27 protein-coding genes and 1 pseudogene are annotated in these 22,575 nt (G+C 67.7%); 23 read left to right on the top strand and 5 right to left on the bottom strand.

The window, feature by feature from the left end; all coding sequences use genetic code 11:
- The 3 genes and pseudogenes from ACZY1G_RS27595 to ACZY1G_RS27585 form a co-directional block, all read left to right on the top strand.
- Positions 1–223 (top strand): hypothetical protein (locus tag ACZY1G_RS27595; protein WP_463824138.1); only part of this gene is annotated, 223 nt, incomplete at its 5' end.
- Complete coding sequence (locus ACZY1G_RS27590; protein WP_463816626.1) at positions 220–678, top strand: hypothetical protein; 459 nt, start codon at positions 220–222, stop codon at positions 676–678. The genes ACZY1G_RS27595 and ACZY1G_RS27590, both read left to right, overlap by 4 nt.
- A gap of 140 nt (positions 679–818) precedes the next feature.
- Positions 819–890: pseudogene (locus tag ACZY1G_RS27585) on the top strand (DoxX family protein); the annotation flags it as partial.
- 144 nt (positions 891–1,034) lie between these two features.
- Here ACZY1G_RS27585 and ACZY1G_RS27580 read toward each other — a convergent pair.
- Positions 1,035–1,760, bottom strand: a complete 726-nt coding sequence (locus ACZY1G_RS27580; RefSeq protein WP_463817167.1) for a GAF and ANTAR domain-containing protein — start codon at positions 1,758–1,760, stop codon at positions 1,035–1,037.
- A gap of 108 nt (positions 1,761–1,868) precedes the next feature.
- Entirely contained in the window at positions 1,869–2,366 is a 498-nt protein-coding gene (locus tag ACZY1G_RS27575) for a DUF1990 family protein (RefSeq protein ID WP_463824137.1), read from the bottom strand.
- A 37-nt stretch (positions 2,367–2,403) separates the two neighbouring features.
- Between ACZY1G_RS27575 and ACZY1G_RS27570 the strand changes: the two genes are divergently transcribed.
- From ACZY1G_RS27570 to pdxT, 12 genes are all read left to right on the top strand, one after another.
- Entirely contained in the window at positions 2,404–3,255 is an 852-nt protein-coding gene (locus tag ACZY1G_RS27570; RefSeq protein ID WP_463824136.1) for an aldo/keto reductase, read from the top strand.
- A 21-nt stretch (positions 3,256–3,276) separates the two neighbouring features.
- Complete coding sequence (locus ACZY1G_RS27565) at positions 3,277–3,906, top strand: PaaI family thioesterase (protein WP_463816623.1); 630 nt, start codon at positions 3,277–3,279, stop codon at positions 3,904–3,906.
- Positions 3,903–4,331: a TIGR02611 family protein gene (locus tag ACZY1G_RS27560; RefSeq protein WP_463816622.1), complete on the top strand. Its 429-nt coding sequence runs from the start codon at positions 3,903–3,905 to the stop codon at positions 4,329–4,331. The genes ACZY1G_RS27565 and ACZY1G_RS27560 overlap by 4 nt, the downstream gene beginning before the upstream one ends.
- 87 nt (positions 4,332–4,418) lie before the next feature.
- The gene (gene thrS, locus ACZY1G_RS27555; RefSeq protein ID WP_463824135.1) at positions 4,419–6,488 is read left to right on the top strand and encodes a threonine--tRNA ligase; all 2,070 of its coding nucleotides are present in this window, start codon (positions 4,419–4,421) and stop codon (positions 6,486–6,488) included.
- A gap of 1 nt (position 6,489) precedes the next feature.
- Positions 6,490–7,038: an ATP adenylyltransferase gene (locus ACZY1G_RS27550; protein WP_463824134.1), complete on the top strand. Its 549-nt coding sequence runs from the start codon at positions 6,490–6,492 to the stop codon at positions 7,036–7,038.
- A complete protein-coding gene (gene pgsA, locus ACZY1G_RS27545) occupies positions 7,035–7,697 on the top strand; it encodes a phosphatidylinositol phosphate synthase (RefSeq protein ID WP_463816619.1) in 663 nt (220 codons plus the stop codon). Before ACZY1G_RS27550 ends, pgsA begins: the two co-directional genes overlap by 4 nt.
- Positions 7,694–8,602: a phosphatidylinositol mannoside acyltransferase gene (locus tag ACZY1G_RS27540; RefSeq protein WP_463816618.1), complete on the top strand. Its 909-nt coding sequence runs from the start codon at positions 7,694–7,696 to the stop codon at positions 8,600–8,602. Before pgsA ends, ACZY1G_RS27540 begins: the two co-directional genes overlap by 4 nt.
- Positions 8,602–9,732, top strand: a complete 1,131-nt coding sequence (locus ACZY1G_RS27535; RefSeq protein ID WP_463824133.1) for a glycosyltransferase family 4 protein — start codon at positions 8,602–8,604, stop codon at positions 9,730–9,732. Before ACZY1G_RS27540 ends, ACZY1G_RS27535 begins: the two co-directional genes overlap by 1 nt.
- Positions 9,729–10,766 (top strand): NUDIX hydrolase, encoded by a 1,038-nt coding sequence (locus tag ACZY1G_RS27530; RefSeq protein WP_463824132.1) that lies wholly within the window; start codon positions 9,729–9,731, stop codon positions 10,764–10,766. Before ACZY1G_RS27535 ends, ACZY1G_RS27530 begins: the two co-directional genes overlap by 4 nt.
- 64 nt (positions 10,767–10,830) lie before the next feature.
- On the top strand, positions 10,831–11,745 hold the full coding sequence (gene pdxS / locus ACZY1G_RS27525; protein WP_463824131.1) for a pyridoxal 5'-phosphate synthase lyase subunit PdxS: 915 nt from the start codon (positions 10,831–10,833) through the stop codon (positions 11,743–11,745).
- A gap of 43 nt (positions 11,746–11,788) precedes the next feature.
- Positions 11,789–12,637 (top strand): acyl-CoA thioesterase II, encoded by an 849-nt coding sequence (tesB, locus tag ACZY1G_RS27520; RefSeq protein WP_463816614.1) that lies wholly within the window; start codon positions 11,789–11,791, stop codon positions 12,635–12,637.
- Entirely contained in the window at positions 12,634–13,221 is a 588-nt protein-coding gene (gene pdxT, locus ACZY1G_RS27515; protein WP_463816613.1) for a pyridoxal 5'-phosphate synthase glutaminase subunit PdxT, read from the top strand. Before tesB ends, pdxT begins: the two co-directional genes overlap by 4 nt.
- 48 nt (positions 13,222–13,269) lie before the next feature.
- Here pdxT and ACZY1G_RS27510 read toward each other — a convergent pair whose 3' ends face one another.
- Entirely contained in the window at positions 13,270–14,931 is a 1,662-nt protein-coding gene (locus ACZY1G_RS27510; protein WP_463824130.1) for a purine-cytosine permease family protein, read from the bottom strand.
- 102 nt (positions 14,932–15,033) lie between these two features.
- Complete coding sequence (locus ACZY1G_RS27505) at positions 15,034–16,245, bottom strand: acyl-CoA dehydrogenase family protein (protein WP_463824129.1); 1,212 nt, start codon at positions 16,243–16,245, stop codon at positions 15,034–15,036.
- A 246-nt stretch (positions 16,246–16,491) separates the two neighbouring features.
- On the opposite strand from ACZY1G_RS27505, the gene ACZY1G_RS27500 reads away from it, so the two are divergent.
- Positions 16,492–17,247, top strand: coding sequence for a YebC/PmpR family DNA-binding transcriptional regulator (locus tag ACZY1G_RS27500; protein WP_463816610.1), 756 nt, complete (start codon positions 16,492–16,494; stop codon positions 17,245–17,247).
- 6 nt (positions 17,248–17,253) lie between these two features.
- On the opposite strand, the gene ACZY1G_RS27495 is transcribed toward ACZY1G_RS27500, so the two are convergent.
- A complete protein-coding gene (locus tag ACZY1G_RS27495) occupies positions 17,254–18,099 on the bottom strand; it encodes an alpha/beta fold hydrolase (RefSeq protein WP_463824128.1) in 846 nt (281 codons plus the stop codon).
- 62 nt (positions 18,100–18,161) lie between these two features.
- On the opposite strand from ACZY1G_RS27495, the gene ACZY1G_RS27490 reads away from it, so the two are divergent.
- From ACZY1G_RS27490 to ACZY1G_RS27460, 7 genes are all read left to right on the top strand, one after another.
- Positions 18,162–18,767, top strand: a complete 606-nt coding sequence (locus ACZY1G_RS27490) for a TetR/AcrR family transcriptional regulator (RefSeq protein ID WP_463824127.1) — start codon at positions 18,162–18,164, stop codon at positions 18,765–18,767.
- A gap of 20 nt (positions 18,768–18,787) precedes the next feature.
- Complete coding sequence (locus ACZY1G_RS27485) at positions 18,788–19,111, top strand: hypothetical protein (protein WP_463824126.1); 324 nt, start codon at positions 18,788–18,790, stop codon at positions 19,109–19,111.
- Positions 19,112–19,182: 71 nt separating this feature from the next.
- Positions 19,183–19,755, top strand: a complete 573-nt coding sequence (gene ruvC, locus ACZY1G_RS27480; RefSeq protein WP_463816606.1) for a crossover junction endodeoxyribonuclease RuvC — start codon at positions 19,183–19,185, stop codon at positions 19,753–19,755.
- Entirely contained in the window at positions 19,752–20,339 is a 588-nt protein-coding gene (gene ruvA / locus ACZY1G_RS27475) for a Holliday junction branch migration protein RuvA (RefSeq protein ID WP_463816605.1), read from the top strand. Before ruvC ends, ruvA begins: the two co-directional genes overlap by 4 nt.
- The gene (ruvB, locus tag ACZY1G_RS27470) at positions 20,339–21,415 is read left to right on the top strand and encodes a Holliday junction branch migration DNA helicase RuvB (RefSeq protein ID WP_463816604.1); all 1,077 of its coding nucleotides are present in this window, start codon (positions 20,339–20,341) and stop codon (positions 21,413–21,415) included. Before ruvA ends, ruvB begins: the two co-directional genes overlap by 1 nt.
- The gene (locus ACZY1G_RS27465) at positions 21,412–21,810 is read left to right on the top strand and encodes a DUF1304 domain-containing protein (RefSeq protein WP_463824125.1); all 399 of its coding nucleotides are present in this window, start codon (positions 21,412–21,414) and stop codon (positions 21,808–21,810) included. Before ruvB ends, ACZY1G_RS27465 begins: the two co-directional genes overlap by 4 nt.
- 80 nt (positions 21,811–21,890) lie before the next feature.
- A complete protein-coding gene (locus ACZY1G_RS27460; protein ID WP_463824124.1) occupies positions 21,891–22,574 on the top strand; it encodes a hypothetical protein in 684 nt (227 codons plus the stop codon).
- The last annotated feature ends 1 nt before the right edge of the window (position 22,575 follow it).

Here is a 22,575-nt window from a genome sequence, read left to right as displayed (position 1 = left end):
CCTGCTGGTGGGGTGGCGCCTCCGGTTCCGGGTGGTCCGGGTGGTGCGGTCACGGTTCCTGCTGGTGGGGTGGCGCCTCCGGTTCCGGGTGGTCCGGGTGGTGCGGTCACGGTTCCTGCTGGTGGGGTGGCGCCTCCAGTTCCCGGTGGCCCCGGCGGCGCGGTCACGGTTCCTGCCGCTGCTGCAACACCGCCGGCGCCGCCGACCCCGCCCTCGTCAGTGAGCGTCAACAGCGGTGGTCCGTCGTCTCCGACCCCGGGCACCCCGGGCAACGCGCTGACGGTTCGCGACCTGCTGACTCCGCCCGGAGTGCTGCGCACTGTGCAGGACGCCGCTTCATCGGTGGCCGGGGTTCTGCCTCCGCCGCCGGCGCCTGCACCGGGAATGCCTGCCGCCGTGTCGATTTCGGGACCTCCCGTGCCGGATGGCTTCACCCCGCTGCTGGCCACGGGCGTCTCCAACCTGATTTCGCCGTCCCCGTTGAATCTCCCGTCCATCCCGGGTCTGCCGGTGCCGCTGCCGAACGAGGTCCCGGTGCCGTCTGATCTGCTCTGCGCAGGCACGGACTGGTCGGCATCGCAGGGTGGCGCGGTTGCACACGCTCCCGCCGCCGATGCCGATGTGACGCGGGCACCTGTCGCCGGCGGTGACCGCCGGGACCGTTGGGAAGGTCGGTAGATCGCTGCGGCCTGGCTGAGTCGAGGCTCAGCCAGGCCGGATCGCCAGTAGCCGGATCAGAGCGTCGGTGACAGCATCTCGAACAGAGCATTCGCAGGGGTCATGAAGAACTCTGCAGCGGTGCACGTCCCGAGAAGGCCGTGCCGTGGCTCGCGACCCTGAAACTCGCGGGTGCGGTCGGACCCGTGGTCGGCATGACGTCCCTGCCCTGGTTGGGTGTCGCTGCCGGAGTCGGCCTGGTCGTGTTCTTCGTTCGAGCCAGGGTCTTCCACAACATCGGTTTCCAGCCCTGTATCTGCTGCTCGCCCTGGCGTCGACGGCGTACATGGTGCTGGTGGCGGTCAACGCATGAGTCGTTACGACTCGCGATCCTTCTTCTCGTTTTCAGCCAGCGCGCCGGCGACCAAATCGGTTGCGACCTGGATCAGCGGCACGTTGGAATCCTGGGACAGCTTGCGCAGGACGTCGAAGGCCTGCACCGCATCCACCCGATAGCGCTCCATGATCATGCCTTTGGCCTGTCCGATCATGTCTCGGCTCGACAGCGCCTTCTTGAACTGTTCCTCGCGGCGTGCCGAATTCCAGGCAACCGACGAGTGCGCAGCGAAGATCATCCCGATGGTTCGCGAATCCGCCGTGAAGACATTGGGCTCTTCGGAGTAGACGTTGAGCGCCCCCAGGGTCTCGTCGGCGATGAACAGCTGAAACGCCATGATCGACCTGATGGGGGTTTCCGCCAGCGCGTCGCGTCGATAGTTCGGAAACCGCGTCTCTGTCTCCAGGTCGGGTACGTGGACCGTCTGCTCGTCCCAGGCAGCCGTCAGGCACGGTCCCTCGTGATAGCGCTGCTGGATCTTGTCGAGCAGCAGCGGCCAGTGTGACGTCGCTGCGGGCGTCTCGATCTGGCGAGCGTTGCGGGTCAGAGTGATGCCTGCGTACTGCGCGCCCGGAATTTCGGCGGCCGCATGTTCGGCCAACTCGGCGACCACTGTGTCCGCGTCGGTATCGGGTCTGTTGTGCAGACCGCGCACCAATTCCGCCACACGCAGATGCGCTGCGTCCACGTCAGCCTGAGTTTCCACCGCCACCGTCCAAACTCTCACGTCAATTCGGCATCAATCTACCGCTGACCTTTGGAAATCACCTGGGCATGTCGCTGCCACCTCTGTGACCGTTTCTCGCGGGCTTGTTCAGAGCGCCTTGAGATACCGGGTCGCGATCAGTTTCTGCATGAGGGAGGTCATGGGAGCCCCGAGACGGCTCCACCACGTCGCGGGCTGGGAGAAGGCGGCGACCTCGGCGATCACCTGGTCTGTGGTGCTGTCGTAGCGCACCAGGAACAGCTCCTCGCCGCGGACTGCGTGTCCGGGCAGCGTGCCGTAGGCGAATCCGCGGCGGTCCGGTTCGTCGAGGACGTACACGACCCGGCAGGGGGCGGCCACCGGGCCCAGGTGCCCGAGCACGTCGGTGCCCACTTGGGCTGTCGGCGTCGTCGCCTCTATGCGCAGCCCGGCTCCACGCAACATCCCGAAACGCATACCTGCTGCGGCTGCCTCGTCGAAGCGTTGACGGCCGATACCGATGACCGAGGTCCTCCGCAGGAAGCGGTATCCCGGCGGCGGTGTGCCCGCGGTTGCGCCCACATCGGGATAGGTCAGCGGCAGATCGGCCAGATCGCTCAATTTCACCGGTTGAGCTTCGCATCGCGCGCGTACCGTCGGTGCGGTGACTACGACGACGCTGACCCTGGGCACCGATCTGACCGTGAATCGCCTGGCCTTCGGGGCGATGCGCCTGACCGGCAAGGGCGTTTGGGGTCCGCCCGCAGACCGAGACGAATGCCTGCGCGTGTTGCGTCGAGCCGTACAACTCGGCGTGAACTTCATCGACACCGCGAACTCCTACGGCCCCTACATCTCCGAGGAGCTGATCCGCGAGGCGCTGCATCCCTACGACGGGGTCGTCGTGGCCACCAAGGCGGGGCTGCTGCGCACCGGTCCCGATCAGTGGCCCGTGCTCGGGTATCCGGCGTACCTGCGCCAGGAGTGCGAGATGAGTTTGCGTCGCCTCGGCGTGGACACCATCGACCTGTTCCAGCTGCACCGCATCGACGACAAGTTCCCAGCCGAGGACCAGGTGGGGGAGCTGTTGGCGCTGCAGCAGGAGGGCAAGATCCGCCACATCGGGCTCTCGGAGGTCAGCATCGAACAACTCCAGGCTGCGCAGAAGGTGGCGCCGGTCGTCTCGGTGCAGAACATGTACAACCTGACGACCCGAGGCGCCGAACCTCTCGTCGACGCGTGCGAAGCCCAGGGCATCGCGTTCATCCCGTGGTTCCCGCTGGCAGCAGGACCGCTGGCAGCTGCGGACGGTCCACTGCAACGTATCGCCGCCGAGCACAGTGCGACGGCCTCCCAGCTTGCGTTGGCATGGCTTCTCAAGCGGTCGCCGGTGATGCTGCCCATTCCCGGGACGTCGAAGGTGGCGCACCTGGAGGAGAACGTGGCGGCCGGTGAGATCGAGCTCAGTGACGACGAGTTCGAAACGCTGAGCAAAGCCGGTGCCGCCCAGAGCTGACACAACCAATACGGTGAGCGGGTGAGCGCCCCCGAATCCGCCGACGACCAGTCCGGCGGCGGCTTCAACCCGCCGCGGCCCACGACCCGCGGCGGCCCCGACTACGGGCGGTTCGTCGAGGCGGTACGCACGCTTCAAGACCACGCGCGGGCGGCCGACGCACCTGATGACGTCGTCACCGCCGCAGCCGACCTGATCGAGCAGGCCTCCGAACTACTCGCGCCGTTCGACGCCGACGAGTGGGCGTCACCGTCGGGACGACGGATGGATCTGCCCAACCGAGGGAACATCCTGAACGTGCCTGTCGACCTGCACGTCACCGATGACGAGCGCATCGGCGGCACCGCCCTGTTCCGGCGCTACCACCTGGGCCGCAACCGGGCTGCCCACGGCGGCACGATCGCCCACCTCTTCGATTCGGTGCTCGGGTTCACCGCCGCCAAATTGGGACGTAGCCGGGCCCAGCGCACCGCGTTCCTGCACGTCGACTACCGCAAGGTCGTGCCGGTCGACAAGGTGTTGCAGGTCGATGCCGGCATCGACGAGATCGTGGACCGCAAGATCTTCGTCTCGGGCCGCCTGCTCGACGGTGACCAGCTGCTCGCCGAGGCGCATTCGCTGTTCGTGAAGCTCAAGCCGGGGCAGCCATGACCGACGGCAAACGCAACGCCTTCACGCGGCGCTGGGCCCGGTGGCGTGACCGGCTGCGGGAACGACCCGCTGCGGATCTGGCGTACCGCATCGTGGTTGGCGTTGTCGGCCTGGCCGTGTTCGCGGTCGGCATCATCGCGATCCCGTATCCCGGACCGGGCTGGGCCATCGTGTTCATCGGGCTCGGCATCCTGGCCACCGAGTTCGACTGGGCCCGCCGCCTCTTGACCTGGGTGCGCGAGCGCTACGACAAGGTCATGGAGTGGTTCAAGAACCAGGGCCTGTGGGTCAAGATCCTCGGCGTCGTCTTCACCGCCGCCGTCGTCGTCGGCACGCTGTGGCTGCTCGGGGCGCTCAACTTCGCGGCCCGGCTGGTCGGAATCGAGTGGCCCTGGCTGCAAAGCCCTATTGGTATCGGGTCCTGAGGTCGCGCACCGATAGCATGGTCGCGGTCGCCGAGCCCGTTCGGTCGACCACGCTGCAGAACTGCACCAACGTTGGGAGAACCCCTCATGACCGCGCCCGCTCGCCCCGCACCAGCAGCCCCGATCCGGGTCGCTGCCGGGACGACCGCCGCTGCGGCGGTGCGTGAGGCTGGGCTCCCGTCCCGGGGTGCGCCCGACGCCGTCGTCGTGGTCCGCGACGCCGACGGGCGCCTGCGTGACCTGTCCTGGATTCCCGACGTCGACGCCGAGGTCACCCCGGTGGCGGCAGACACCGAGGACGGGCGCAGCGTCATCCGGCACTCGGCCGCGCACGTGTTGGCGCAGGCGGTCCAGGACATGTTCCCCGACGCCAAGCTGGGCATCGGTCCGCCGATCACCGACGGCTTCTACTACGACTTCGACGTCGCCGAACCGTTCACCCCCGAGGACCTCGACGCACTCGAGAAGAAGATGCGCAAGATCGTCAAAGACGGTCAGCTCTTCGAGCGCCGCGTCTACGAGTCCAAGGACCAGGCCCGCGCTGAGCTGGCCGGCGAGCCCTACAAGCTCGAGTTGATCGACGACAAGTCCGGCGCGGACGACCCCGAGGTCATGGAAGTGGGCGGCGACGAGCTGACTGCCTACGACAACCTCAATCCCCGCACCCGCGAACGTGTCTGGGGAGATCTGTGCCGCGGTCCGCACATTCCGACGACCCGCTACATTCCCGCGTTCAAGCTGACCCGCAGCTCCGCGGCGTACTGGCGCGGCGACCAGGCCAACGCCAGCCTGCAGCGCATCTACGGCACCGCGTGGGAGTCGCAGGAGGCGCTCGACCGGCATCTCGAGCTGATCGAAGAGGCGCAGCGGCGCGACCACCGCAAGCTCGGCATCGAGCTGGACCTCTTCAGCTTTCCTGACGAATTGGGTTCCGGCTTGCCGGTTTTCCACCCCAAGGGCGGCATCGTGCGGCGCGAACTGGAGGAGTACTCGCGGCGTAAGCACATCGAGGCCGGCTACGAGTTCGTCAACACCCCGCACATCACCAAGGAACAGCTCTACATAACCTCCGGTCACCTGGAGTGGTACGCCGACGGCATGTTCCCACCGATGCACATCGACGCGGAGTTCAACGAGGACGGGACGGTCCGCAAACCGGGCCAGAACTACTACCTCAAACCGATGAACTGCCCGATGCACCATCTGATCTATCGGGCGCGGGGACGGTCCTACCGGGAACTTCCGTTGCGGCTCTTCGAATTCGGAAGTGTCTACCGCTACGAGAAGTCGGGTGTGATCCACGGGCTGACCCGGGTGCGGGGGATGACGCAGGACGACGCGCACATCTATTGCACCCGCGAAGAGATGCGCGACGAGCTGGCCCGGCTGCTGCAGTTCGTGCTGGACCTGCTCGCCGACTACGGCCTCGACGACTTCTATCTGGAGCTGTCGACGAAGGACCCCGAGAAGTTCGTCGGCTCCGACGAGATCTGGGAGGAGGCCACCGATACGCTGCGCGAGGTGGCGGAATCCTCAGGCCTGGAACTGGTTCCGGATCCCGGCGGTGCCGCGTTCTACGGCCCGAAGATCTCGGTGCAGGTGCGCGACGCGCTTGGCCGGAGCTGGCAGATGTCGACCATTCAGCTCGACTTCAACATGCCGGACCGCTTCGAGCTCGAGTACACCGCCGCCGACGGCACCCGCAAGCGGCCGGTGTTGATCCACCGCGCTCTGTTCGGCTCGATCGAGCGGTTCTTCGGCATCCTCACCGAGCATTTCGCCGGTGCGTTCCCGGCGTGGCTGGCGCCGGTACAGGTGGTCGGGATTCCCGTCGCCGACGGGCATGTCGACTACCTGCTCGAGGTGGCTGCCGACCTGAGGAAGCGCGGGATTCGTGCCGAGGTCGACACGAGCGACGACCGGATGGCCAAGAAGATCGTCAACCACACCAACCAGCGGGTGCCGTTCATGCTGCTCGCGGGGGACCGCGACGTGGAGGCCGGCGCAGTGAGCTTCCGGTTCGGTGACCGCACGCAGATCAACGGTGTCGGACGTGAGGCGGCTGTCCAGACCATCGTCGACTGGGTGAAGCGGCGCGAGAACAGTGCTCCGACAGCAGATCTCGTAACCGTCGAGGCGCAGGCAGGCGAGGGGTGACGTGGACTCGGACGACACGATCGTAGACCGCGGGGTAGGTGAACCCGACCGTTTGCAGCGGTTGTGGACACCCCACCGGATGAACTACATCGTCGACGCCGTGAAGCAGGGATCGGCGGCGTCGTCCGAGCCGTTCACCGACATCCCCAACATGTCCGACGAGGACGGCCTGGTGGTCGCGCGCGGCGAGCTGGTCTATGCGGTGCTCAACCTCTACCCGTACAACCCCGGGCACCTGATGGTGGTGCCGTATCGGCGGGTCGCGGAACTGGAGAACCTGACCGTCGACGAGAGCGCCGAGCTGATGGCGTTCACGCAGAAGGCGATTCGAGTGATGAAGGCGGTGTCGCGGCCACACGGGTTCAACGTCGGCCTCAACCTCGGCACGTCGGCGGGTGGCTCGTTGTCGGAGCACCTGCACATGCACGTGGTGCCCCGCTGGGGCGGTGACGCGAACTTCATCACGGTCATCGGGGATTCGAAGATCATCCCGCAGCTGCTTCGCGACACGCGTCAGTTGCTGGCGGGCGAGTGGGATCGCCAGTCGTGAGCGATTTCTACCTGATGACCCGGGCGGCGTATGCCAAGCTGTCGCGGCCCGCGGCCAAAGGTGCACTACGCCTGGGACTCACGCCCGACAGCGTGACCATTCTCGGGACGGCCGGGTCGGTGCTCGGCGCGTTGACGCTGTTCCCGATGGGCCAACTGTGGTGGGGCGCGTTCACGGTGTTCGTGTTCGTGCTCGCCGACATGCTCGACGGGGCGATGGCCCGGGAGAGCGGCGGTGGCAGGCGCTTCGGCGCGGTGCTCGACGCCACTTGTGACCGCATCAGCGACGGCGCGATCTTCTGCGGGTTGCTGTGGTGGGCGGCTTTCGGGTTGCAGAGCACCGGGCTCGCGGTCGCGACCATGATCTGTCTGGTGTCCTCCCAGGTGATCTCGTACATCAAGGCAAGGGCGGAGGCGAGCGGCCTCACCGGCGACGGCGGGCTGATCGAGCGTCCGGAGCGGCTCGTGATCGTCCTCATGGGTGCCGGCCTGTCCGGTCTGCCGTTCCTGCCGCTGCAGTGGCTGCTGCCGGTGGCCATGTGGGTGCTGGCCGTGACCAGTGTGCTCACCGTCGGGCAGCGGCTGCACAGCGTGCGCGTCTCCCCGGGAGCGACAGATCCTCTCACCCCGGCCGAGAAGCCCGAGACCCCCGAACCATGATGATCCCCTTCGGAGACCACCTCAGTGACTGGGGTTATGCGGCGGGGTGGCGGCTGGTGCGCGCCGCACCGGAGATCGTGGCCCGCAACGCCTTTGGTGCGGGCGCTCGGTATGCCGCCCGTGGCGGCGGACCCGATCAGCTGCGCAAGAACCTCGCACGGGTGATCGGCACCGCGCCGCGCGACGTGCCCGACGACCTGATGCAGGCCTCGCTGGCGTCCTACGCTCGGTATTGGCGAGAGGCGTTCCGGCTGCCGTCGATGGACCACGACGAGTTGGGGCGCCAGCTGGACGTCCTCGACATCGGCATGGCCTTCGATGCGCTGAAGGAGAAGGGCCGCGGCGCGATCCTCGCGTTGCCGCACAGCGGCAACTGGGACATGGCCGGGGTGTGGCTTGCGCAGAATTTCGGCACCTTCGCCACCGTCGCCGAACGTCTGAAGCCGGAGTCGCTCTACCGCCGATTCCTGGCCTACCGGGAGAGCCTCGGTTTCACCGTGGTGCCGTCCTCGGGCGGGGAGCGTCCACCGTTCGACGTGCTGTCGGACTGGCTGAACGACAACGGCATCGTCTGCTTGATGTCCGACCGTGACCTCAGTCGGCGCGGCGTCGAAGTGGACTTTTTCGGCGAGCCAACACGGCTGCCCGCCGGGCCGGCCAAACTCGCGCTCACCACCGGAGCCGCGCTGTTCCCGGCGCACTGCTGGTTCGACGGCGACGGCTGGGGCACGAAGATCTACCCTCAGATCGACACCTCGTCGGGCGACGTCACCGCGATCACCCAGGCGTTGGCGGACCGCTTCGCCGACAACATCGCCACCTATCCCGCCGACTGGCACATGATGCAACCGCAGTGGCTGGCCGATCTCTCCGATGAGCGCAGGGCGAGGCTGGAGGCGCCCTGATGCGCATCGGGATGGTCTGCCCGTACAGCTTCGACGTGCCCGGCGGCGTGCAGTCCCACGTGCTGCAGCTCGCGGAGGTGATGCACGCGGCCGGTCACGAGGTCAGCGTGCTCGCGCCGGCCTCGCCCGACGCTGAGACGTCGCTGCCCGACTACGTCGTCTCCGGCGGCAAGGCCATCCCCATCCCGTACAACGGGTCGGTCGCACGGTTGCGTTTCGGGCCCGCGACGCATCGCAGGGTGAAAAAGTGGCTGCAGCAGGGCGAATTCGACGTGCTGCACCTGCACGAGCCCAATGCGCCGAGCCTGTCGATGCTGGCGCTCAACATAGCCGAGGGTCCGATCGTCGCGACGTTCCACACGTCGACGACGAAGTCGCTCACGCTGTCGGTGTTCGAGCCGATTCTGCGGCCGATGCACGAGAAGATCGTCGGCCGCATCGCGGTCTCAGACCTGGCTCGCCGCTGGCAGATGGAGGCGCTGGGCAGCGACGCGGTCGAGATCCCCAACGGCGTCGACGTCGCCTCGTTCGCCACCGCGCCGTTGCTCGCCGGCTACCCGCGCCCGGGCCGTTCGATCCTGTTCCTCGGTCGCTTCGACGAGCCGCGCAAGGGCATGTCGGTGCTGATGGGTGCGCTGCCCGCTGTCGTCGACCGCTTCGGTGACATCGAGGTGCTCGTGGTGGGGCGCGGTGACGAGGCGGAGCTGCGCGAGACGGCCGGCCCGCTGGCCGGTCACCTGCGGTTCCTCGGCCAGGTCGACGACGCGCAGAAGGCCGCGGCGATGCGCAGCGCCGACGTGTACTGCGCACCCAACACGGGCGGCGAGAGTTTCGGCATCGTGCTGGTCGAGGCGATGGCCGCAGGCACCGCGGTGGTGGCCAGTGACCTCGACGCGTTCCGCCGGGTGCTCGACGACGGCCGCGGCGGCCGGCTGGTGGCCGTCGACGACTCCGCCGATTTGGCTACCGGCTTGATCGAGGTCCTCACCGACGACGCCCGTCGCGCCCACTACATCGAGTGCGCGGCCGAGCTCGTGCAGCGCTACGACTGGTCGGTCGTGGCGCAGCAGATCATGCGGGTGTACGAGACGGTGGCCGGCTCCGGCGTGAAAGTGCGGGTCGCCTCGTGATCCCGTGGGTGACCGCAGTGGTGATCGCGCTGCTGGTCGCGGTCGTCGCACTGATCGGTCTGTGGGCTTATCAGACCGCCCACCGCCTCGACCGTCTGCACGTGCGGTACGACCTGTCCTGGCAGGCACTCGATGGGGCGCTGGCGCGTCGTGCGGTGGTGGCGCGCGCGGTCGCGCTCGACGCGTACGGCGTCGGGCCCGACGGCAAAAGGCTGGCCGCTTTGGCCGACGCCGCCGAGCGGGCCCCGCGGTCTGCCCGAGAGGCCGCCGAGAACGAGCTGTCTGCTGCGCTGGCCCGCGTCGATCCCGCCTCGCTGCCGCGCGCCCTGGTGGCCGAACTCGCCGACGCCGAAGCGCGAGTGCTGCTGGCCCGGCGGTTCCACAACGACGCGGTCCGCGACACGTTGGCCCTGCGGGAGCGCCCCGCGGTGCGTGCGCTGCGGCTGGGTGGCACCGCGGCGATGCCGGGGTACTTCGAGATCTCCGAGGGCGGGGAGGTGTCGACTCGCGAGGCCGCCCCGCCGACGGCGCGCAGGTCGGCGCGGGTCCTGCTGCTCGACGACGACGGCGCCGTGCTGCTGCTGTGCGGATCGGATCCGCAGAGCCCGGTCCAACCCGCGCCGCGCTGGTGGTTCACCATCGGTGGCGCGGCGCAGGCGGGCGAGTCGCTGGCGCAGACAGCCGCGCGGGAACTCGAGGAGGAGACGGGGCTGCGGGTGAGCCCCGAGGACTTGATCGGGCCGGCGTGGCGTCGCGACGCGACCATCGAGTTCAACGGAGCGGTGATGCGCAGCGAGGAGATGTATTTCGTGCACCGCACCGCGCGCTTCGAGCCGGCCGACGGCGGCCGATCCGGGCTGGAACAGACCTACATCCACGGCCACCGATGGTGCGATGCGACAATCATCCGCGAACTGGTTGCCGGTGGTGAGGCGGTCTATCCGCGTCAGCTCGCCGACCTGCTCGACGAGGCGACAGCGCTGGCCGACCGGCCTGAAATGCACGACCGGCAGCCGGTGCGCCTCATCCGCTGACTGCGGATCGAATTGGTTTGCCGCCGCATTTACACTGAATCGGTAGCGATTGAAGGAGTTGACAGTGGAAACCGAAGGCGCCCAGAGCAACGGCAGTCCGACTCGCGGAACCGCGCGGGTGAAGCGGGGCATGGCGGAGATGCTCAAGGGCGGCGTGATCATGGATGTCGTCACCCCGGAGCAGGCTCGCATCGCCGAGGGTGCCGGCGCCGTCGCGGTGATGGCGCTCGAGCGGGTGCCGGCCGATATCCGCGCCCAAGGCGGGGTGTCGCGGATGAGCGACCCCGACATGATCGAGGGCATCATCTCTGCGGTCACGATCCCGGTGATGGCCAAGGCCCGTATCGGCCACTTCGTCGAGGCGCAGATCCTGCAGAGCCTCGGCGTGGACTACGTCGACGAGTCGGAGGTGCTGACGCCCGCCGACTACGCCAACCACATCGACAAGTGGAAGTTCACCGTTCCGTTCGTGTGCGGTGCCACCAACCTGGGCGAGGCGCTGCGGCGGATCACCGAGGGCGCGGCGATGATCCGGTCGAAGGGGGAAGCCGGCACGGGCGACGTGTCCAACGCCACCACCCACATGCGCAAGATCGGCGGCGAGATCCGCCGGCTGACGTCGTTGTCGGAAGACGAATTGTATGTCGCGGCAAAGGAATTGCAGGCGCCCTACGATCTGGTGGTCGAGGTGGCGCGGGCCGGAAAGCTGCCGGTGACGTTGTTCACCGCCGGCGGCATCGCCACCCCTGCCGATGCGGCGATGATGATGCAGCTCGGTGCCGAGGGCGTGTTCGTCGGCTCGGGCATCTTCAAGTCCGGCAACCCCGAGGAGCGGGGCGCGGCGATCGTCAAGGCGACCACGTTCTATGACGATCCCGACGTGCTGGCCAAGGTGTCCCGCGGTCTCGGCGAGGCGATGGTCGGCATCAACGTCGACGACATCCCGGTGCCGCATCGGCTCGCCGAGCGGGGCTGGTAAAAACGGCACCTGTGATGAGCGCTCGCGCAAAGAACCAACAGTAATGGCGATCGAAGAGATCCTCGACCTGGAGCAGATCGAGGTCAACATCTACCGCGGCGGTGTGTTCAGCCCCGAGTCGGGCTTCCTGCAGCGCACGTTCGGCGGCCATGTCGCCGGCCAATCGTTGGTTTCGGCGGTGCGCACCGTGGACCCGAAGTTCCAGGTGCACTCGCTGCACGGCTACTTCCTGCGCGCGGGCGACGCCCGGTCACCCACGGTGTACACGGTCGAGCGGCTGCGTGACGGCGGCTCGTTCTGCACGCGCCGGGTCGCCGCGATCCAGCACGGCGAGACGATCTTCTCGATGTCGGCGTCCTTCCAGACCGACCAGAGTGGCATCGAGCACCAGGACGCGATGCCGGCCGCCCCGCCGCCGGACAACATCCCCGACTTCAAGTCGGCGAGCAAGGTGTTCGACGATGCCAGCTTCCGCCAGTTCGATGAATGGGACGTGCGGATCGTCCCGCGCGATCAGCTGAAGTTGTTGCCCAACAAGGCATCTCAGCAGCAGGTGTGGTTCCGGCATCGGGACCCGCTGCCCGATGATTCGGTGTTGCACATCTGCGCGCTCGCCTACATGAGCGATCTCACGCTGCTGGGTTCGGCGCAGGTCAACTACCCCGACGAACGCCCGCATCTGCAGGTCGCCTCGCTCGACCACGCGATGTGGTTCATGCGCCCGTTCCGTGCCGACGAGTGGTTGCTCTATGACCAGTCCTCGCCCTCGGCGTGCGGTGGGCGCTCGCTCACCCAGGGCAAGATCTTCAATCAGTACGGCGAGATGGTGGCCGCGGTCATGCAGGAGGGCCTGACCCGTTTCGCTCGCGGTTTCTCCCGCTCGACGACGTGAGCGCCCCTCGGGTCGGGGTGCTGGCGCTGCAGGGGGACACCCGCGAACACCTCGCGGCGTTGCGCGAAGCGGGGGCCGATGCGTGCACGGTGCGCCGGGCCGACGAGTTGGCCCGGGTCGACGGTTTGGTGATCCCCGGCGGCGAGTCGACGGCGATGAGTCATCTCTTGCGCGAGTTCGACCTGCTCGAGCCGCTGCGGACCCGCCTGTCGGACGGTATGCCGGCCTATGGATCCTGCGCCGGCATGATCCTGCTCGCCACCGAGATCGCCGACGCGGGCGTACCCGGACGTGAGGCGCTGCCGCTATACGGCATTGATATCACCGTGCGGCGCAACGCCTTCGGTCGTCAGGTCGATTCCTTCGAGGAGGACATCGCGTTCACGGGCCTCGACGGCACGGTGCACGCGGTGTTCATCCGGGCTCCCTGGGTGGAGCGGGTCGGCGACGGGGTGGAAGTGCTCGCCACCGCGGCGGGTCATCCGGTCGCGGTGCGGCAGGGTCGCACGCTCGCGACGGCGTTCCACCCGGAGGTCACCGGCGACCGGCGCGTCCACAAACTCTTCGTCGACTCCCTGTCCTAGCGACTTCGGCGTGGTTGTCGTCGCTGAGCGACGACAACCACGCCGAAATCACGCTTGAGCCGGCAGGACGTGGTCGGCGACCTTGTCGGTGGACAGGCACAGCGAGCAGACGAACGCATCGTGCGTCTCGCACTTCGCCATGTCCGGCCGCTCGAAATCGTGATGGCACACATGGCATTTGAGGTGCTCGCCGGACGGATTGCCGAGCTCGTCGTACATGGGGAGGTCGATGCCGTCGTCGGTGCGGCGCAGGTAGTACTTGCCCTTGGTCGCCACCGCGAAGATCGGCGGCAGCACCAACCCGAGCCCGATCGCCACCAGCGGCGAGTACGGCCGGATCGCTTCGCCCAGACCGCCGAAAAACGCCAGGATCGAAACGCCCGCGGCGATCAGCATCGATCCGAACCCGACCGGATTGATCGCGTACAGCATGCCTCGGCGGAACTCGGGCGCTTGCGGGGAGATCTTGAGCAGGTACTTGTTGATCACGATGTCCGAGGCCACCACCACGACCCACGCCATACCGCAGTTGGCGTAGAACCCGAGGATGGTGTTGAGGAAGTCGAACATGTTGGCTTCCATCAGGATCAGTGCGATGAGCAGGTTGAAGCCCAAGAACACCAGCCGGCCGGGGTAGTGCTTGGTGACGCGGGTGAACGAGTTGGTCCACGCCAGTGATCCGGAGTAGGCGTTCGTCACGTTGATCTTGATCTGGCTGATCACCACGAGCACGACGGCCAACGTCATGGCCAGCCAGCCGGGCAGGAAGTTCTCGTAGATCTCGAGGAACTGGTGCACCGGCTGGTTGGCCACCCCGGCGCTGTCGGCGACGTTGGCGATCAGGTACACCGCCAGGAACAGCCCGACGATCTGCTTGATCGCGCCGAAGAAGACCCAGCCCGGGCCGGCGAGAATCATCCACGTCCACCAACTGCGCTTGTTCTCCGGCGTTTTCGGCGGCATGAAGCGCAGGTAGTCGATCTGCTCGGCGATCTGCGCGATCAGCGACAGGCAGACGCCCGCGGCCAGCAGCGTGGAGCCGAGGTCGAAGCCGCCGTTGCCCTCTTCACCTTGATAGGCGAAGAACTGGCTGACGGACTCGGGATGGCTGACCACGAGGTACACGAACGGTGCGACCATCAGGACGAGCCACAGCGGTGTCGTCCAGACCTGAAGTGTGGACAGCACTTTCATCCCGTAGATGACGAGCGGGAAGATGATCAGGGTCGAGGCCGCGTACCCGAGCCACAGCGGTATGCCCAGGCCGAGTTCGAGGCCCTGGGCCATGATCGAGCCTTCGAGGGCGAAGAAGATGAACGTGAACGTCGCCATGATGACGTTGGTGACGACGGACCCGTAGTAGCCGAATCCGCTTCCGCGCGTGATCAGGTCGAGGTCCATGTTGTAGCGCGCTGCGTAGTACGCGAGCGGAAAGCCCGTCAGGAAGATCACGACGGCGAAGATGAGGATGCCCCACAGCGCGTTCGTCGTGCCGTAGGAGATGCCGATGTTGGCGCCGATCGCGAAATCGGCCAGATAGGCGATGCCGCCGAGGGCCGAGATGCCGACGACACCCGTGGACCACTTGCGGTAGCTGCGCGGAGCGAAGCGCAGCGTGTAGTCCTCGAGGGTTTCCTTGGTGGCGGTCAGACGGTCGAGGTCGGCATCCGGTGCGCCGGAGCGCACATCATCGCCGATTTCCTGAGTCATTCGGCAAAGCTAGGGCCGCGGTGTTTCGGCGCCGTTGCGCTCATGTTAGCGATTTCGACGTGATCGTCGTCGCTGACCGACGACCATCACGCCGAAATCACGTCAGCGGATGGGCAGCCCGGTGATCGCGCGGGCCATCACCAGCCGCTGGATCTCGCTGGTGCCCTCGAAGATCGTGAAGATCTTGGCGTCGCGGTGCATCCGCTCCACCGGGTATTCGCGGGTGTAGCCGTTGCCGCCGAGGATCTGGATCGCCTCGTCGGTGACGTAGACGGCGGTCTCGCTGGCGACCAGCTTGGCCATGGAGCCCTCTGCGGAATCGAACGTCTTGCCGTTGCGGGCCATCCAGCCGGCGCGGTAGACCAGCAGCCGGGCGGCGTCGATTCGGGCCTTCATGTCGGCGAGTTTGAAGGCGACAGCCTGGAATTCGCCGATCTTGCGGCCGAACTGCTCACGCTCGGTGGCGTAGTCGCGGGCGTACTCATATGCGGCCCGGGCGACTCCGACAGCCATCGCGCCCACCGTCGGGCGGGTGCGTTCGAAGGTCGCCATGGCGGCCTGGCCGGCGGCCTTCTTTCCCTCGCGGACCTTGGCGATGCGGGCGTCGAACTTCTCCTTGCCGCCCAGGATCAGCCGACCGGGGATGCGTACGTCGTCGAGAACCACTTCGGCGGTGTGCGAGGCGCGGATGCCGTGCTTGAGGAACTTCTGGCCCTGGCTCAGTCCCTTGGTGCCGGGCGGGATGATGAACGAGGCCTGCCCGCGGGTGCCGAGGTCCGGGTGCACCGACGCGACGACGACGTGCACGTTGGCGATGCCGCCGTTGGTGGCCCACGTCTTGGTGCCGTTGAGCACCCATTCGTCGGTGGCCTCGTCGTAGCGGGCGCGGGTCAGGATCGAGCCGACGTCGGAGCCTGCGTTGGGTTCTGAGGAACAGAATGCCGCGACCTTGGGATCGTCGACGCTGCCGAACATCTGCGGCACCCATTCGCCGACCTGTTCGGGAGTCCCGTTGGCGGCGACGGACGCCGCGGCCAGGCCGGTGCCCAGGATCGCCAGCGCGATGCCGGCGTCACCCCAGAACATCTCCTCGAACGCAACGATCATGCCGAGGCCGGTCGGTTCGGCGGCCTGCTCGGCGAAGAACTCCATCGAGTAGAGGCCCACCTTGGCCGCCTCTTGGATGATCGGCCACGGGGTTTCCTCGCGCTCGTCCCACTCCGCGGCGGCGGGGCGGACGACGTCGTTGGCAAACTCGTGGACCCACTTCTGCACGTCGATCAGGTCCGAGGACAGCTCCAGGGAGAACGTCATGCAACAGCACCTTACTCCGGAGTAAGATCGGCATCCAGAGACTGTGGTCCAGCTAACAGGCGGCGCGCGTACGCGCGATCTGATCGAACGTGGGGCATCTGCACAATTGTCGGCCGGCTCCCGCGCGTAGGGCCCACTCTCGGCCGCCCGGAGATCCCGCAGCGGCATCGGGCAGGACCTGGGGTGAGGGGCACGTAGACTGGTCAATCGGACTTCGACGTAGTCGGTGAAAGAGGTAGCGAGCAGATGAGCGGCCATTCCAAGTGGGCCACCACGAAGCACAAGAAGGCCGTGATCGATGCACGTCGCGGCAAGAACTTCGCCAAGCTGATCAAGAACATCGAGGTCGCGGCGCGTACCGGCGGGGGCGATCCCGCCGGCAACCCCACCCTCTATGACGCCATCCAGAAGGCCAAGAAGAACTCGGTGCCCAACGACAACATCGAGCGCGCCCGCAAGCGCGGCGCGGGCGAGGAAGCCGGCGGCGCCGACTGGCAGACCATCACCTACGAGGGCTACGGCCCCAACGGCGTCGCCGTATTGGTCGAGTGTCTGACCGACAACCGCAACCGGGCCGCAGGCGAAGTGCGCGTCGCGATGACCCGCAACGGCGGCAACATGGCCGACCCGGGTTCGGTGTCCTACCTGTTCACCCGCAAGGGTGTGGTCACGCTGGAGAAGAACTCGCTGACCGAGGACGACGTGTTGGCTGCCGTGCTCGACGCCGGCGCAGAGGACGTCAACGACCTGGGTGAGAGCTTCGAGATTATTTCTGAGCCCACCGATCTGGTCGCCGTGCGCACCGCGCTGCAGGACGCCGGCATCGACTACGAGTCCGCCGAGGCCACGTTCCAGCCGTCGGTGAGCGTGCCGGTCGACCTCGAGGGGGCACGCAAGGTGCTCAAGCTCGTCGACGCTCTCGAAGACAGCGACGACGTGCAGGACGTCTACACCAACGTCGACATCCCCGACGACGTCGCGGCCGCCCTCGACGAGGACTGACCGCCCTCACCGAGGCGCGGTAGCGGCCAGGAATCCTGCGAGCGCTGCCGCGGTCTGCTGCGGTTGATCGAGCATCACCAGCACGTAGGCGTCCTCGATCATCTGTAGCCGTCCATCGGGTAACAGCTCGGTGAGCCGATGCGCGTGCTCGACGGGCATCACCGGGTTGTCCGACCACAGCACCAGCGCGGGCCGGTCGAAGGCTGCCAGCTGATTGGTCTCCTCGATCAGCGCAGGCTTGTCGAAACGGGTTCGGCAGTACTTGACCAGATCGCGGCGAATCGCCTTGTCCGCCAATCCATGTGCTGTCCACGCATCCACGATCGACTGCGGCAGTGGGTGTTTGGCCATCATGCCGAACATCAGGTACTGCCTGCGGAGCCATCCGATGCGCAGCTGCCGCATCGCCAGCGCCACCGTGCCGGGCGTGCGGCTGGCCAGCCACGCCACCTTGCCTGGCCACCCCGGTGGGAAGTTGTCGAAGGCCTCCGATGGGCAGATGACCAGTCGGCCGATCCGCCGATCGCGCCCGGCGGCGGTGAGGAACAGTGGACCGCCCCAGTCGCTGACGACGAGGGTGACATCGGTCAGGTCGAGAGCATCGAGGACGTCGGCGACGATGCCGACCATGCCCGGCATGGTCAGGTCGGCGTCGGGACGCATCGGGATGCGGTGGCCGCCCATTGGCAGGACCGGCAGGAGGTAGCGGCAGTGCGGCGGCAGATGGGGGATGGCCAGGTCCCACTGCGCGTCGTTCATCAGCAGTCCGTGCAGCAGCACGACGGGTGCGCCGTGCGGGTCGCCTTCCTCCCGGATCTGGATGGGACCTGCGTGGGTGGTGACCGTCAGCATCATTCCTCCATTAGAACCATCGTTCTAGAACGTGTGCTCTAGCATGGCATCGGGAGGTGACGATGGCAAGGTCCACACGGGAGTCGATCCTGACCGCCGCGGCTGAACTGATGCGCCACCGCGGCTATGCCGGGGTCGCGATGAAAGACATCGCCGAGGCGTCGGGAGCGCCGATCGGATCGCTGTACCACCACTTCCGCGACGGCAAGGTGCAGATCGCGCGGGAGGCGCTACTGAATGCCGGGGCGGCCTACGGGCTGCTGATACCGACGGTCGTCGACGCCTACACCGATCTCGGCGACGCCGTCGACGGGGTGTTCCGGCAGGCCGCCGAGGACATGGCGGCCACTGGCTTCGCGAACATGTGCCCGGTGGCCAGTGTCGCGGCCGAGATCGCCGACACGGTCGAGCCGCTGCGCCAGGCCACCGGGGAGATCTTCGACGGCTGGATCGTCGGCGGCGCCGCGTACTTCGAGCAGCGCGGACTCGACCAGGCGAAGGCCCGGGACGCCACGATCGCGCTGATCGTCGCCCTGGAGGGGGCGTTCGTCCTGGCCCGGACGCTGCGCTCGAGCGAGCCGCTGCTCGCGGCGGGGCGGGTCCTGGCTCCGCAGTATCGCGGCATCACCCTCGAGGCGCCGCGCGCGGCTCGCCTCGCACCCGGCTGATCAGTGCGTATGCTCTGGCGATGGCCGTCGTCGCGGACTCCCAGGGCGTGCAGTGGTCGGTGTACCGCGTGCTGTGGCCGTTCCCGGACCTCGGTGATCTGCTCGACAATTTCGACTTCTTCGGCTGGGTGATCGGCCTGGTGCTGATCCTGCCGTTCCTCGTGGTGTGGCCGCTGTGGCTGCTGGCGAAGCTCTGCGGGGTGCGCTGGGTGGTCGTCGTCGAACGCGACCATGTCGAGGTGCAGCGGGAGCTGGTGCGCGGGTGGCGGCGCGCAGGCGGGCGCTGCGCCGAACTCGCCCTGCAGATCCGGCAGGGTTGGCGCTCGGGCAACTACACGATCTGACGCGTGTCCCTCCCGCTGACGGTCGGTCCCCGGCGCTAAGCTCTCGAACAAATGTTCTGTAGGAGGCTGGCGTGCGCGTGATGGGTGTCGACCCCGGGCTGACCCGGTGCGGGTTGTCGGTGATCCAGAGCGGGCGCGGCCGCCAGGTCATCGCGCTCGACGTGGACGTGGTGCGCACCCCGGCTGATCATCCGCTGGCGCACCGCCTGCTCGCAATCAGCGACGCCGTCGAGCACTGGCTGGACACCCACACCCCCGACGTCATCGCGATCGAGCGAGTGTTCTCCAATCAGAACGCCAACACCGCGATGGGCACCGCGCAGGCAGGCGGGGTGGTCGCTCTGGCGGCCGCCCGGCGGGACATCGACGTGCACTTCCACACGCCCAGCGAGGTGAAGGCCGCCGTCACCGGCAACGGCCGGGCCGACAAGGCGCAGGTCACCGAGATGGTGACGAGAATCCTTGCGCTGCAACAGAAGCCGACCCCGGCGGACGCGGCCGACGCGCTGGCGCTCGCGATCTGTCACTGCTGGCGCGCACCGATGATCGCCCGAATGGCCGAGGCGGAGGCGATGGCGGCCGAGCAGCGCCGCAAGTATCAGGCCACCCTCAAGTCCGCCAAGATGTCGCGGAGCGCGCGATGATCGCGTCGGTACGCGGCGAGGTCCTCGACATCGCGCTCGATCACGTGGTGATCGAGGCGGCCGGCGTCGGGTACAAGGTGATGGCGACGCCGTCGACCCTGGCGACGTTGCGGCGCGGCACCGAGGCACGGCTGATCACCGCGATGATCGTGCGCGAGGACTCCCAGACCCTCTACGGTTTCGCCGACTCCGATGCGCGCGACCTGTTCCTGACGCTGCTGGGCGTCTCCGGTATCGGACCGAGCATCGCGCTGGGTGCGCTCGCGATGTACGACGGCCCGACGCTGCGGGCTGCCATCGGTGACGGTGACCTCACCGCGCTGGTGCGAATCCCCAAGGTGGGCAAGAAGACTGCCGAGCTGCTGGTGCTCACGCTACGCGACAAAGTCGGCGCGTCCACCTCGTCCGGGCTCACCGCTGCGGGCGGACACGGTATCCGCGGACCGGTCGTCGAGGCGCTCGTCGGTCTCGGCTTCGCGCAGAAGCAGGCCGAGGAGGCCACCGACAAAGTGCTCGCCAACGACCCCGAGGCCACCACCTCCGGTGCGCTGCGAGCAGCCCTGTCGATGCTCGGGAAGAAGTGATGGGTCGGTTCGCTGGAGATCAGGACGGGTCGCCCGACGACGCCGACGAGCGGGAGGTCTCCCCGGCACTGACGGTCGGCGAGGGAGACATCGATGCGAGCCTGCGGCCGCGGTCGCTCGGCGAGTTCATCGGCCAGCCCCGGGTGCGTGAGCAGCTGCAGCTGGTTCTGGAGGGCGCGAAGAATCGCGGCGGGACGCCCGACCACATCCTGCTGTCCGGGCCGCCGGGGCTGGGGAAGACATCGCTGGCGATGATCATCGCGGCCGAGTTGGGCTCGTCGTTGCGCCTCACATCGGGTCCGGCGTTGGAGCGCGCCGGTGACCTGGCGGCGATGCTGTCCAATCTCGTCGAGCACGACGTGCTCTTCATCGACGAGATCCACCGCATCGCCCGCCCCGCCGAAGAGATGCTCTACCTCGCGATGGAGGACTTCCGCGTCGACGTCGTCGTCGGCAAAGGGCCTGGCGCGACGTCGATTCCGTTGGAGGTGGCACCCTTCACCCTCGTCGGCGCCACCACCCGTTCCGGTGCGCTGACCGGGCCGCTGCGTGATCGGTTCGGCTTCACCGCCCACATGGACTTCTACGAGCCAGCGGAACTCGAACGGGTGCTGGCCCGCTCGGCCGGCATCCTCGGCATCGAGCTGGGAGCCGATGCCGGCGCCGAGATCGCGCGCCGTTCCCGCGGTACGCCGCGCATCGCCAACCGGCTGCTGCGTCGTGTTCGCGACTACGCCGAGGTCCGCGCCGACGGCGTCATCACCCGCGACATTGCCAAGTACGCCCTCGAGGTCTACGACGTCGACGAGCTCGGGCTGGATCGGCTCGACCGCGCCGTGCTCTCCGCGCTGACCCGAAGCTTCGGGGGTGGGCCGGTCGGCGTGTCGACTCTCGCGGTGGCGGTGGGGGAGGAAGCTACGACTGTGGAAGAAGTGTGTGAGCCATTTCTGGTGCGGGCGGGCATGATCGCGCGCACTCCGCGAGGTCGCGTCGCCACGCGATTGGCGTGGACCCACCTGGGGATGACACCGCCCAGCGGGGCCGGTGCGCTCGGCCAGGCGGGGTTGTTCGAGTGACCGCCGCAGCGCTCGTCGTCGCGGCGCTCGCCGCGATCCTGCATGTCTACATCTTCGTGATGGAGTCGGTGACGTGGACCTCGGCGCGCACCCGGGCGGTGTTCGGGATGAGCGAGGAGGAGGCGCAGACCACGCGCCTGCTCGCGCTGAATCAGGGCTTCTACAACCTGTTCCTGGCGATCGTCACGGTGGCGGGCATCGTGGCTACGGCTATGGCTACGGCGACGGGCGCCGACGCCGTCGGTGCGGCGCTGCTCTATGCCGGGCTGGGGTCGATGCTCGCCGCGGCGGTCGTCCTGGTCGCCTCCGCGCGGGAGAAGGCCCGCGCCGCGGTGATGCAGGGGACCTTGCCGCTGGTCGCGATCGTGCTCCTGTTGCTGGCCTCAACCCTGTAACGATCGATTCCCGCCTCGGTTACCGCCGGTGGGGCGGGGGTACTCCTGTGCGCACGTCGGGCACGTCACAAGGAGGCATCATGATCGGAACTCAGCGCCCAGATCGACCACGCGGCGGTCGCATGACCATTCCACGCAGCCGCGGCGCCGCCAGCGGTCTCCTGCTCGTTCTGCTCGGCCTGTGGGGCGCCCTCGTCCCGTTCATCGGGCCGAACTTCGACTTCGCCTTCACCCCGGATCAAGCATGGACCTGGACCACGGGCCGAGGCTGGCTCGAGGTGCTTCCCGGACTGATCACGGTGCTCGGCGGTCTGGTACTGCTGACCTCGCGAAACCGTGCCACCGCCGTGCTCGGCAGCTGGCTGAGTGTGGCCGGGGGCGCATGGTTCGTGATCGGCCGGGCCCTGGCCGGCCCGCTCGGCCTCGGCGATGCCGGCGCACCGGTCGCCGACACCGAAACCAAGCGGGTCTGGCTCGACCTCAGCTACTTCTACGGCCTCGGCGCGGTGATCATCTTCCTCGGCGCGCTGGCTCTGGGCCGGGTGTCGGTACGTAGCGTCCGCGACGTCGAGTACGCCAGCCGCCCCGTTGCTGTCGACGCTCCCGCCCACACCGGCCCGATGCCTGTCACGGACCGGACGGCAGCCACCCCGGTGGGCGCGCAGCCCACCGAGGTGGTCGATCCACAGGAGCGGGCACCGCGGCGCGGTCTGCGCGGCCGCCTCTTCGGCGGACGGCGCGACCGCAACCTGGTGCACCACTGAC

Source organism: Mycobacterium sp. IDUB_5 (genome assembly GCF_055419565.1).
The sequence above is the reverse complement of the archived record's forward strand: the minus strand, read 5'-3'. Positions and strand labels throughout refer to the sequence as shown.